Here is a 12,233-nt window from a genome sequence, read left to right on the forward strand (position 1 = left end):
CCCCGTCGGACCCACCGGGTCCTGGGAAGGAGGTTCGGCAACCGGGTGACGCCGGTTGAGCGTCCTAACCCAGGACGGCGCCCCCGGAGGCCGATCCGACCAGTTTCGTGTACTTGGCCAGGACGCCCCGGGTGTACTTGTGCGGTAACGGCGCGAAATCACGCATACGGGAATCGATCTCGTCGGCCGGCACCAGCAGGTCGAGCGTGCCGGAGGCGACGTCCAGCCGGATCCGGTCACCGTCCCGCACGGCCGCGATCGGCCCGCGGTCCACCGCCTCCGGCGTCACGTGCCCTACGCACAACCCGGTGGTGCCGCCCGAGAACCGCCCGTCGGTCAGCAGCAGCACGTCCTTGCCCAGCCCGGCGCCCTTGATCGCCCCGGTGATCGCCAGCATCTCGCGCATCCCGGGCCCGCCCTTCGGCCCCTCGAACCGGATGACCACCACGTCCCCGGCCGCGATCGTGCCGTCCTCCAGCGCGTCGAGCGCCGCCCGCTCCCGCTCGAACACCCGCGCGGTGCCCTCGAACACGTCACTGTCGAACCCGGCGCTCTTCACCACCGCGCCCTCGGGTGCCAGCGAACCGTGCAGCACGGTGATGCCGCCGGTGCGGTGGATCGGCTCGCCCAGCGCCCGGACGACCTTGCCGTCCAGGTCGGGCGGGTCGATCCCGGCCAGGTTCTCGGCCATGGTCGACCCGGTCACGGTGAGCACGTCGCCGTGCATCAGCCCGGCGTCGAGCAGGGCCTTCATCACCACCGGCACGCCACCCACCCGGTCGACGTCGAACATCACGTAGCGCCCGAACGGTTTCACGTCGGCCAGGTGCGGCACCCGGGCCCCGACCCGGGCGAAGTCGTCGAGCGTCAGCGGCACCTCGGCCTCGTGCGCGATCGCCAGCAGGTGCAGCACCGCGTTGGTCGAGCCGCCGAACGCCATCACCACCGCGATCGCGTTCTCGAAGGCCTCCTTGGTCAGGATGTCCCGCGCCGTGATCCCCCGGCGCAGCAGGTTGATCACCGCCTCCCCGGACTTCCGCGCGAACCCGTCACGCCGCCGGTCGGTGGCCGGGGGCGCCGCCGAACCGGGCAGGGACATGCCCAGCGCCTCGGCCGCGCTCGCCATCGTGTTGGCCGTGTACATCCCGCCGCAGGCACCCTCACCGGGGCAGATGGCGCGTTCCAGGATGTCCAGGTCCTCGCGGCTCATCAGGCCCCGGGCGCAGGCGCCGACCCCCTCGAAGGCGTCGATCAGCGTGACGTCCTTCTCGGTGCCGTCGGTGAACGTGGCCTTGCCCGGCAGGATCGACCCGGCGTAGAGGAACACGGACGCCAGGTCGAGCCGGGCCGCGGCCATCAGCATGCCCGGCAGCGACTTGTCGCACCCGGCCAGCAGCACGCTGCCGTCGAGGCGCTCGGCCTGCATGACGGTCTCGACGCTGTCGGCGATCACCTCGCGCGACACCAGCGAGAAGTGCATGCCCTCGTGCCCCATCGAGATGCCGTCGCTGACGCTGATCGTGCCGAACTCGAGCGGATAGCCGCCGCCGGCGTGCACCCCGTCCTTCACGGCCTTGGCCAGCCGGTCGAGACTGAGGTTGCACGGGGTGATCTCGTTCCACGAACTGGCCACGCCGATCTGGGGTTTCACCCAGTCGTCGTCGCCCATGCCGACCGCGCGGAGCATGCCCCGCGAGGCCGTGGCCTCGATCCCGTCCGTCACCTGCCGGCTGCGCGGCTTGATGTCAGTCACGTCACGTGACTGTACGCCGCGCCGCCGGGCGGGCTCCGGAACCGGAGCCCGCCCGCGTTTTCCCAAGGGTTCTCAGAACCCGGCCAGGCCGTCCTCGATCTCCGGGAGCTGCCAGGCCGCGATCAGGTCGGGAGCCTCGAGCGTCTGCTCACCGAACTCCCTCTCGATCCCGGCCGCCGGCTCCAGCACCGTCTGCACCCCGAGTTCCTTCCCCTGGCCGTCGAGGAAGCGCACCGAGGTGATGTCGTCGTGGTCGATCGTGGCCAGCGTGTCGACGGCCGGCCCGGAGAGCTTCTGGCCGTCGGCCGTGGTCCACCCCACCGACTCGGTGCCGGCAGGCCCCACCGCGACCGTGCGCGAGTCCGCCGCACGCCACGCGATCGCCACGTCGCCCATGTCACCGGCCGGCAGCAGCCGCGCCGTGTCGAGCCAGGAGAGCCCGGCCGACCCGTCGTCGGAGGTGTCCGCCTCGACCTGCCCGGCCCCGACCACCCGGGCCCCGCTCGGCAGGGTCAGCACCCCCACGACCACCCGCTTCGGCCCGGTGGCCGTCAGCCCACCCGGCTCGGCCAGCAGCAGCTGCCACTCCCCTGTGTCGGTCGGCTGCCGCACCGCCATCCAGGTGGACAGCGCCAGCTGCTCCACGATCGCGGCGACGCGACTCTGGTTGCCGCGCACCGGATCCGCCGTGATCGGCAAACGGCCCGGGTCGACCCCGGCCCCGGCCGTGAAGTCCTGGTACCCCTCCTGCACCGCGTACTCACTCCCGCTGCGCATCACCGACGGGATGACCACCGCGTAGTGCCCACCCGCCGAGATGTCCGCCTGGGCCGCACCGCCGTCGAACTCCAGGATGCGGGTGTTCTGCGTGACCTTGCCGTCGGCGGCGATCGTCGGCGGCTGCTGCAGCTGCACCGTCGGCACGTCGCCGGTGGCCAGCACGTAGACGGCGGCCGAGTCCGGGTCCACCGTCGTGCCCTCGGGCAGCAGGTCCGGGGCGACGATCCCCTGGTAGAGGCTCCCGCTGTCCGCGAGCGACGTGGCGCCGTTGTCCCCCGGTACCAGAGCGTCGGCGGCGGCCCCGCGCACGCCGATGAACTCGGCGATCTGGGTGTCCTCGTTCGACGCCCAGTCGGCCGTCACCACCGCGACCCGGTACTCACCGATGTCCGAGGCGAACAGCACCTTCACGTTCCGGCCGGGCTCCGGGAGAGGTTCTCCGGTGCTCTCCGGGCCGGCCACGTCGCTGGAGGCCGCGAAGTCGCGGAAGTCGGAGAGCCAGCCGTCGTCGTCCTTCAGCGATCCCCGCGTCGTGTCCCACTTCTCGAACGAGGGCGCCGCCGGCTGCGGCCGCCCCTGGTCGGACGACTGAAGGACCCTCACCTGCGTGACGACGACCCCGATCAGGAGAGCGGCCGCCGCCACCAGAGCGACCCGCCGCCGGCGCCGTTCCCGTGAGCGCCTCACGAACGCCTGGATGTCCTCCCACGGCGGCGTCGGGGCGGGACGGGCCGCGAGCGCCTGGTCCACGTCGTCGAGCACGGCCTTCACCTCACGCACCAGCCGATCGTCGGTGTTCCTCATCGGACGGCCTCCCCACCGGTGTTCTGGAGCAGGTCACGGACCCCGGGATGCTCCCTGAGGGTCGAGACCGCCTTGGACAGCTGGGACTTCACCGCGCCGGTCGAGATGCCCAGCATCCGCGCGGTCTCCTCGACCGAGCGGTCCTCCCACAGCCGCAGCACCACGATCGTGCGCCGGCGCGGAGGCAGGTCACGCAGACCGGCCCAGAGCCCGGACCGCAGGGCGTGCGTCTCCGCGTGGTCGTGGGGTGCGGCCGGGGGGACCAGCAGACTGTCGAGCGACGTCTCCGGCACCGTGCGCCGGCGCCGGCGGGACGCCGCGGTGTTCGCGATCGCGGCCCGCACGTAGCCCTCGGGCGAGTCGTTGCGGATCTTCTCCCAGCGCCGCCAGCACTTCTCCAGCGCCGCCTGCACCACGTCCTCGGCGAGCTGGTGGTCGCCGGTGAGCAGGAACGCGTACCGCTGCAGGGCACCCCAGCGGGCCGCCACGAACCGCCGGAATCCGAGCTCGGCCGACTCCTCGTCCAGGTCGAGGGCCGCCGTTCCCTCCCCCCGGAAGGATTCCGGTGGTGGCACCGGTCGGGACAGCATGCGCCGGAAGCGCAGCGCTGGTAGCAAGGCGATCACGTGGACTCCCCCACAGGCAACAACTTGGACAGCAACCAGGACGCTGCTGATGCCCCTGGGGTTTGCTCGTCCGCCGGAATCTTTTCTCGATCTGCCGGGCCCGGCGTGCCAGACTGCGCGACCATGCCGGATCCCGTTCTGATCGCCTGCTCGCACGGCACCCGCTCAGCCTCCGGGCAGGAGGTGATCGAGCAGTTCCGCGACGACCTGGCCCGGGCGCGGCCGGGTCTGCGGGTGGCCGAGGCCTACGTCGACGTGCAGGAGCCGTCGATCGCGGACGTGGTGGACGGGCTGGTCTCGCGGGGTACGCCGAGTGTGGTGGTCCCGTTGCTGCTCTCGACCGGTTTCCACGTGAAGAACGACATCGGCCGGGCGGTGGCCGGCACCGGTGGGCTGGCCCGGGCGGCCGGTCCGCTCGGCCCCGACCCGGTGCTCGTCGAGGTCCTGCAGCACCGCCTGGCCGAGTCCGGGGCGGGTGACGACGACGCGATCGTGCTGGCCGCCACCGGTTCCAGCGATCCGGAGGCCGCGCGGGCGGTGGAGCGGATGGCCGCCACGCTGTCCTCCGCGCGCGGCGGGGTCGCCGTGGTCCCGGCGTACGCCGCGGCCGGGAACCCGGACGTGGCCGAGGCCGTCGCGACGCTGCGGCAGGACCACGAGCACGTCACGGTCGCCGGATATCTCCTGGCCCCCGGGTACTTCGGCAGCAAGCTGCACCGCGCGGGCGCCGACCGGGTCACCGCTCCGCTGGCACCGCACGACGCCCTGGTCGAGCTGGCGCTGCGGCGTTTCGACGAGGCCCTCGGGTGAGGGGCTGACTGCGCCGTCCGGTGCGTGACGGCTCGCACAACGCGGCCGGTTCCAGCAGGATCAGGCAGGTGAAGACGTCACGTTCGATCGCCGCCGGGTCACTCGTCGTGTTCGCGCTGACCGGGTGTGCCGGAGGATCGGAACCCGCGAAGTCCGCCCTGCCTCCGGGATCGGCGGGTGAGCCGATCACCCGGCCCGCCACGACCGTTCCGGAAGGTGGGCCGAGCGCCTCGGCGACCGGCGCGTCCTCGAGCCGGATCCCGAAGAAGATCACGCTGGGCCGGACGCTGGCGACGAAACTGGACGTGCCCTGGGGCGTGACGTTCCTGGCCGACGGCTCGGCGCTGGTGTCGGAGCGGCCCAGCGGTGACGTGGTGCGCATCAGCAGGACCGGGAAGAAGACGGCCGTGGGCACCGTGCCGGGTGTCAGTGACGACGGCGAGGGGGGCCTGCTGGGGCTCGCGACGAAACCGAGCGCGAAGCCGACCCGGGCCCAGCCCGTCAATGTCTGGGCCTACGTTCACAGCACGCGGGGTGACAACCGGGTCGTGCGGATGAGTTTCGACGGCAGCCGGCTCAGCCGCCCGAAGGCGGTGCTGACCGGGATCCCGGCCTCGAGCATCCACAACGGCGGGGCCCTGAAGATCGGGCCGGACAACAAGCTCTGGATCGGCACGGGCGACGGCGCGCAGACCAGCAACGCGCAGGACCGGAAGAACCTGGGCGGCAAGATCCTGCGCGTCAACGGCGACGGAACGGTGCCGGACGACAACCCGTTCAGGGATTCACCGGTCTACTCGATGGGCCACCGCAACGTGCAGGGCATCGCGTTCGACTCGAAGAAGCGGCCCTGGGCGGCCGAGTTCGGGCAGGACACCTGGGACGAGCTGAACCGCATCCTGCCCGGTAAGAACTACGGCTGGCCGGTGGTCGAGGGCAAGAAGACCAAGGCGGGATTCGTGTCGCCGAAGGTGCAGTGGCACACCGATGTCGCGTCCCCCAGCGGTCTCGCGATAGTGGACGACGTGGCCTACCTGGGTGCCCTGCGCGGGGAACGCCTGTGGGCGGTTCCGTTGAAGGACAAGAGCGCCGGGACGCCGAAGAGCTTCTTCCGCGGTCGTTTCGGGCGCATCCGCAGCGTGGCCGCGGCCCCCGGAGGGAACCTGTGGATCACGACGTCCAACACCGACGGACGCGGTGACCCCGGCCGTCTCGACGACCGGGTGCTGCGCGTCGACCTGAAGTAGCCACGAGCAGCTACATCAGCACGTTCTCGAGCTGCCGGTCGAACGGCTGCCGGGTCAGGCCGGGCACCATGTCCTTCGGCATCGGCTGCGCGCCCCGGGGCCGTCCGCCGACCGTGTCCCGCACGAGATCGGTGAGATTCTGCGGAGGTTCGTAGAGCATCCGCGCCGGGGTCTTCATCAGCCCCTCGTTCACCTTCAGCGCCAGCCAGATCGCCGGGACGGTCAGCACGAACGGCAGGATCCACTTGACCGCCTGCACCGCACCGGAACTCGCGACCGGGTCGAGCACGGCCACCATGACCACGAGGATCGGGGTGTGGGCCAGGTAGATCGGCAGGGTGCGGGAGCCCAGGTAGGCGAACAGCTTCACGTCCTGCAGCAGCACCGCCAGGCCGATGCCCGTGACCAGGCCCAGGATGCGCACGACCACACCGACCAGCGGCAGGTAGAGCACACCGGTGAAGTAGGCGACCGACGCCAGCACCAGCCAGCCCACGATCGCCCCGATCGCCAACTGCCGGGTGACGCGTGCGGCCAGGGCCAGCAGCAGCGGACGGTAGTAGCAGCCGATCAGGAAGAACAGGTAGTACTTCGGCACGCCGTTCCAGCCCAGGTTGACCTCCGGCACCAGGTGCGAGAACGCGACCCCGCCGAGCAGCGCGCCGATCGCGAGCTGCGGGGCCAGGGGGAACCGGGAACAGAGGCGGGCCACGACGAAGAAGATGGCCAGGGCCCAGATGAACCACAGCTCGAAGCGGGGGCGGGCCGGAGTCAGGGCCAGCGACAGGGCCATTCGCATCGGGGACAGGTCGTCACCGGTCACGGTCGAGGCCACGACGGCCTGGAACGAGCCCACCACCTGCCACAGCAGATACACCCAGCCCAGGAAGAAGACCTTCTTGGAGAGCAGGTCGGCCCACGACTGGTAGAGCCACTTGGTCGCGAGAAGGCCGGCGCACATGAAGAACAGGGGCATCCGCAGGGTGCTGACGATCTCGTTGATGTCGTTCCACAGCGGGGTGCTGATGGTCGACTCCTGCATCCACTGCGAGGCGTGGATGAAGACGACCAGGCTGATCGCCAGGCCCCGGGCGGTGTCGATCCAGGCCAGTCGCGGACGGGCGGGCGGGTTGCTGGGGTGTCCGTGGCCGTCGGGCGCCTGGTGCGGTGCCGATGACGGACGCGGTGGTCGCGCCTGCGCTCGCTGCCACTGGTTGCCGGGGTGGCGGGGGTCCGGGTGGTCACCCGGGTGCTGACGGCCGGGGGTGCGGTCGGGGGCTCGGTCGTGGGCTCGGTCGAGGGCTCGGTCAGGGGTGCGGTCGGGGGCGTACTGGGCCGGGGCGTAACGGTTCTGGTCGGCCGGTGGCTGGTGGGGCCGGAACAGGTTCTCCGGGGTGACGGGGCGGGAGAGCTGGGTCAGCCACATCGCGTCGGAGTCGTCGCGGGCGCGCTGTTCGCGGGCGCGTTCCTCGCGCTGCTGGCGGTTGAAGGCCTCGGCGGTGAGCTGCCGGGGACTCTTCAGCCGCAGGTCGCCCTCGTCGAACGGCCCGGCGGCGTGGTGGTGCCGGTCGTCGTGCTCCCGGTACCCGTCGTGGCCCTGGTACCCGTCCTGATACGCGTCCCGGGCTCGGTAGGCGTCCTGGTCGCCCTCGTCCCGGTACCCGTCCTGGTCACCCTCGTCCCGGTACCCGTCCTGGTCACCCTCGTCCCGGTACCCGTCCTGGTCACCCTCGTCCCGGTACCCGTCCTGGTCGTCCTCGTCCCGGTACCCGTCCTGGTCACCCTCGTCCCGGTACCCGTCCTGGCCGTCCTCCTCCCGGTACGCGTCCTGGTACCCGTCCTGGTCGTCCTCATCCTGATCGCCGTACGCACCCTGACGGGCGGGCCGATCCTGACGGCCGTACCGGTCCTGTCCCTCGTTCCCGCCGAGCCGGCCAGCGCCGTCGCGGTTGCCCGGCCGGGAGGGGCCGCGTCCGGGGACGGGCAGGTCCTGGGTCCAGAACGCCTGCGGATCGCCGAGCCCGGCGCCCGCGTGCTGCACCGACTGGAAGCCGGGAGGAGTCGTCGGCACCGGATGGCGACGAGCGACTGGAGCCGCACCCCGTCCCTGCTCCCGTCCCTGCTCCCGGGAAGCCCTGCCGAACCGGGGCTCCCGCCCTGGATCGCGCTTCGTCTCGGCGTCGTGACCGTTGGCAACGTTGCCGTCACGGGCGTCAAAGTCGGGGGTGGCGTCGTGGGCGTGTGCGCGGTCGTCGATTTCGTGGTCGGTCTCCGGCTCCGGGCGCCGCGCCGAGACCCCGAAGTCCGGCGCCGGCATCCGGGACGCGATCTCCGAGACACTCGGCACCGCCGTCCCCCGGTGTGGTGAACGCACGGACGCCTCGACCCGATACCCCGCCGCCCCGCCCCGGAAGTCTCTCTCCGGCAACCGATCACGCGCGCCGTCGGGTTCGCCGGCTTCACGTCCCCCGGACGGCCGGACCACCGGACCCCCCTCCTGCCGAGCCAGCGCCCCACCCGCAGCTCCGCCCGGGACCGCTTTACCCGGAACCAGACCGCGCCGGTTCGCGCCGCCGACGGCCACACCGCCAGGACCCGCTTCCCCCGGAACCGCTTCACCAGGAACCGTGCCCCGGAGATCCACGTCGTCCAGGGCGGCACCACCGGCAACCGCACCACCCGGGTTCGTGCCACCGGGAGCCCTACCGCCGGGATTCGCGCCACCGAGCGCGGGCGCGGCATCCTGCGGACGGCGCCTCAGACCCGCGGCCGCGGCGAAACCGGCATCCGGGGTGGGAGTCCCGGCGGCGGCCAGGCGGGCCGGATCGAACCCGGGACGCTTCGGCGCCGAGGTCCGCGGACCCGGCGCCGGCTGCTTTCCGGACTCCACGTCGCCAGGGCCGAACGGCATCAGGGGACGCCGCGCCACCTCACCCCCCGGACGAGTCCGCCCGCCCGACAACGCGTCCAGCCCCGGCTCGCCACCGGCACCAGCGGTGGGGGCCGCAGCTCCGGACCCGCTTCCCCCGGACGGCGCCGCCGACCCCGGACGGTCGTGCGGACTCCCCGCCGCGCGCCCCTCCCACCAGGGCCTTTCCTCAGCGTTCGCAGGGGTTTCCGCGGGCGGGCGGGCGGCCGTCCTCCCGGGGCCCCCGACGCGTCCATCGGCACCGGCGTCTCCCCGCGCCTGCCGGGGGCCGCCCGGCTCGGGGGCACCGACGCGTCCACCGGCACCCGCCATGCCCTCAGGCCCCCTCCCGACCGGGGACGCCTGGTGCACCTGCGCCGCCCGGCGCCCCTCGGCGCGCCGGCGCTCGGCCCGCGAGCGGAACTGCTGGGGCTCGGCTTCCGGCGCACGGGAGGGCGTTTCGGGGGTCTGGCTGAACTCGGGCAGATACGTGTTCAGGGGGCGGTGATCGGCAGCGGCCGGGGTCGCGTCGTCGCGCTGCAGGTACATCTCGCCCGTGCGCTGACGGCGGTCGCGCAGCGCGTCCAGCACCGGCATGCCGTTCGGCGCGGTGATCGCGGGCGCGCGGTGCCCCTCGGCGCGGCGGTGCCCGGGCAGGGGCTCGTGGGCTCCGGCCGGGAAGTCACCGGGAGGCGTGGCGGACGGCGCGGCGGGCGCGGCACGACGGCCGGAGCGCCGACTCGGGACAGGCCGGGGCTCCTGCAGGTCGGCCATCCGATGGCTCCTCGCCTTCCGTCGACTGCGCCACCCAGCCGTCCGGCAAGGCCATAACGGATGTTATCGGGCCAATAAGTGCCCAGAGCAATCTAAACGCATCTTTACCAAATATTTCGCAGCGAGGGACGAAGGGCGTGACGCGGCAGCCCGAACGGCCCGGGAAGGCCGGTCGAGGTGCGGAAAGGACGGCGGCTAGGCGCCGGAACGGGAGAGCCGGTCGGCCATCGCGGCGAGATCGGCGGCACTCATCGCGTGCCCGTAGTGCAGCCCCTGGCCGAACCCGACGCCCATGCGTCGCACCAGGTCGTCGACCTGGCTGGTCTCGACGCCCTCGACCACCACGCTGACCCCGACCGTGCGGCTCAGGTCGAGCACCGCACGGGTGATCGCCCGGGACCGGGGCTCGGTGATCAGGCTGCTGGTGAGGGCCCGGTCGATCTTGAGGATGTCGGCGGGCAGACGCTGGAGGTAGCCCAGCGCCGAGTAGCCGGTGCCGAAGTCGTCGATCGCGATGGTCAGCCCGAGGGCCGCGAGCCGGTGCAGTGTCTGGGCCGCCTGGCCCTCCTCGACGAGCACCTGCTCGGTGACCTCGATGACGAACTGCTCGGTGGGCGCACCGTGGGCGGTCAGGGCCTCCTGCACCACCTGGTGGAAGCCCGGCACCCGCAGCTGCACCGGCGAGACGTTGCAGTTGATGCGCAGGCCGCGGTCGAACAGGCCTTCCTTCACGGCGCTGGAGAGCGTGGCCTTCATGATCTGCTCGCCGATGTCGACGACCAGGCCGGTCTGCTCGGCCACGGTGATGAACTCGTCGGGGCCGACCCGGCCGAGCACCGGGTCGGTCCACCGGGCCAGGGCCTCGGCGCTGGTCACGACGCCGCGGCGGAGATCGACGATGGGCTGGAACTGCACGGTGATGGCGCCGGTCTCGACGGCGGTGCGCAGCCGTTCCTCGACCCGCAGACGACGCTGACGGATACGCGCGACGGTGGAGTTGTAGACCTCGACGCGGTTACGGCCACTGGCCTTGGCCACGCGCAGGGCCGCACCGGAGGCGGAGAGGGCGCCGAGGGGCTCGACGACCGGGGTCTCGTCGTCCGGGGAGTTGCCGTCGTCGGCCGGGATGGCCAGCGGCGTGGCCCTTTCCACACCGTCTTCGACGGTGGCCTTGGCGTCGACCGCGGCGACCCCGATGCTGGCCGAGACCTCGACCCGGGTGACGCCCTCGACGTCGGCGGCCGACTGCCGCACGGCGGTGACGACGGTCTGGCCGACCTGGGTACCGACCTGCAGGCTGCCCGGCAGGAGCACCGCGAACTCGTCGCCCCCGATCCGGCTGACCAGGGCGTTCGGCGGCACGGCGGCGGCCAGGCGGTGGGCCACGGCGACCAGCAGCTTGTCGCCGGTGGCGTGGCCGAGCAGGTCGTTGACGTCCTTGAAGCCGTCGAGGTCGACGGTGAGCAGGCACCACGGCTCACCGTGCTGCAGACGCGCCATCTGGGCCTGCAGCACGCGCCGGTTCGCCAGGCCGGTCAGCGGGTCGGCCGTGGCCTCCTCGTTCAGGCGGCGCAGCAGGGCCGAGCGGATGCGGGTGTTCAGCATCTCGCGGCCGCCGAACACCACCACGGCCATCATGACGAGCACCAGCGCGACCTTGTCGGTGTCGTCGTCGACCAGCAGCGCGGCCAGCGACACGATCAGCAGCACCAGGCTGGCCGTGGTGGTGATGATGACGCCGCGGGCGTCCGGGTCGACCGGGTCGTGCAGTTCGTCGGGCTGACCGGGCTCGTAGTGCAGCAGCCCGTAGGCGATCACCGGCCAGGCCAGGCACCACAGCAGCGCGGCCCACCAGGGCCAGGGCTGGGCGTCGAGCAGACCGGCGCGCATCGTCACCAGGTCGCCGATCGTGTAGAGCCCGGCCCCGACGCACGCGATGAGCAGGTTGCGGTCGAGGTCGCGGACGTACGCGAGGGTCGCGAAACAGATGACGGTCAGGTCGGCGATGAGCACCAGCACCGCGGTGACGGCCTGGGCGTCGAGCGGCCGCCCGGTGAGCGGCCCGGCGAAGGCGAAGTGCCAGGCGGGCAGGGCCACGGTGACGCCGAGCAGCACCGAGTCCAGGCCCAGGCGCCAGGCGGGGTGCCGGCCCGGCACCGCGCGCGGCACCGACAGCAGGCCCCACACCCCGAGAGGCGCCGCGAGGAAGGCGATCACGTCGCCCACGCCCGGGAACCCGTCGGACGTGAGCGAATTGACGACCTGGCCGGCACCCCAGCAGAGCAGGGCCGCGCCCAGGATCCGCAGGTGCCGCACGGCGACGGGCCGGGTGCCCCGGACGACCAGCAGGGCGCCGCTGAGCAGCGCCACCCCGCCGGTCAGACCGGTGTCGAGCGAACGGGCGTCCATGCCGTGGGAGATTCCGGCCACGGTCAGGACCACCGCGCAGACGACGGCCAGTGCGGCCACCGTCCAGAACGCGGCGTCCCGTCCGTGGGAGGTGTGAGTCGTCAACGAGACTCACGAGAGGA

Annotated in this window: 7 protein-coding genes; 2 read left to right on the plus strand and 5 right to left on the minus strand. The window is 72.5% G+C overall.

Going from position 1 to position 12,233, the window contains the following annotated elements; all coding sequences use genetic code 11:
- Nucleotides 1–64: 64 nt before the first annotated feature.
- From ilvD to J2S57_RS02795, 3 genes are all read right to left on the minus strand, one after another.
- Nucleotides 65–1,753, minus strand: coding sequence for a dihydroxy-acid dehydratase (gene ilvD / locus J2S57_RS02785; RefSeq protein ID WP_307237917.1), 1,689 nt, complete (start codon nt 1,751–1,753; stop codon nt 65–67).
- Nucleotides 1,754–1,825: 72 nt separating this feature from the next.
- The gene (locus tag J2S57_RS02790) at nt 1,826–3,337 is read right to left on the minus strand and encodes a hypothetical protein (RefSeq protein ID WP_307237920.1); all 1,512 of its coding nucleotides are present in this window, start codon (nt 3,335–3,337) and stop codon (nt 1,826–1,828) included.
- Nucleotides 3,334–3,963: a SigE family RNA polymerase sigma factor gene (locus J2S57_RS02795; protein ID WP_307237923.1), complete on the minus strand. Its 630-nt coding sequence runs from the start codon at nt 3,961–3,963 to the stop codon at nt 3,334–3,336. Before J2S57_RS02795 ends, J2S57_RS02790 begins: the two co-directional genes overlap by 4 nt.
- Before the next feature lie 123 nt (nt 3,964–4,086).
- On the opposite strand from J2S57_RS02795, the gene J2S57_RS02800 reads away from it, so the two are divergent.
- Nucleotides 4,087–4,773, plus strand: a complete 687-nt coding sequence (locus tag J2S57_RS02800; RefSeq protein WP_307237925.1) for a sirohydrochlorin chelatase — start codon at nt 4,087–4,089, stop codon at nt 4,771–4,773.
- A 68-nt stretch (nt 4,774–4,841) separates the two neighbouring features.
- Entirely contained in the window at nt 4,842–6,020 is a 1,179-nt protein-coding gene (locus tag J2S57_RS02805; protein ID WP_307237928.1) for a PQQ-dependent sugar dehydrogenase, read from the plus strand.
- Between the two features lie 10 nt (nt 6,021–6,030).
- Here the strand turns inward: J2S57_RS02805 and J2S57_RS02810 are convergent, their stop codons facing one another.
- Nucleotides 6,031–9,702 carry an acyltransferase family protein gene (locus J2S57_RS02810; protein WP_307237930.1) on the minus strand — a complete coding sequence of 1,224 codons (3,672 nt, stop codon included), beginning with the start codon at nt 9,700–9,702 and terminating at the stop codon, nt 6,031–6,033.
- Between the two features lie 195 nt (nt 9,703–9,897).
- Complete coding sequence (locus J2S57_RS02815; protein ID WP_307237932.1) at nt 9,898–12,216, minus strand: putative bifunctional diguanylate cyclase/phosphodiesterase; 2,319 nt, start codon at nt 12,214–12,216, stop codon at nt 9,898–9,900.
- Nucleotides 12,217–12,233: the final 17 nt, after the last annotated feature.

The sequence above is a fragment of the Kineosporia succinea genome (genome assembly GCF_030811555.1).
Classification (GTDB): domain Bacteria; phylum Actinomycetota; class Actinomycetes; order Actinomycetales; family Kineosporiaceae; genus Kineosporia; species Kineosporia succinea.

What these genes read in the sequence shown, in the direction of transcription:
- J2S57_RS02790 (WP_307237920.1), bottom strand. Translation starts at nt 3,337, where the DNA reads ATGAGGAACACCGACGATCGGCTGGTGCGTGAGGTGAAGGCCGTGCTC.
- J2S57_RS02800 (WP_307237925.1), top strand. Translation starts at nt 4,087, where the DNA reads ATGCCGGATCCCGTTCTGATCGCCTGCTCGCACGGCACCCGCTCAGCC.
- J2S57_RS02810 (WP_307237930.1), bottom strand. Translation starts at nt 9,702, where the DNA reads ATGGCCGACCTGCAGGAGCCCCGGCCTGTCCCGAGTCGGCGCTCCGGC.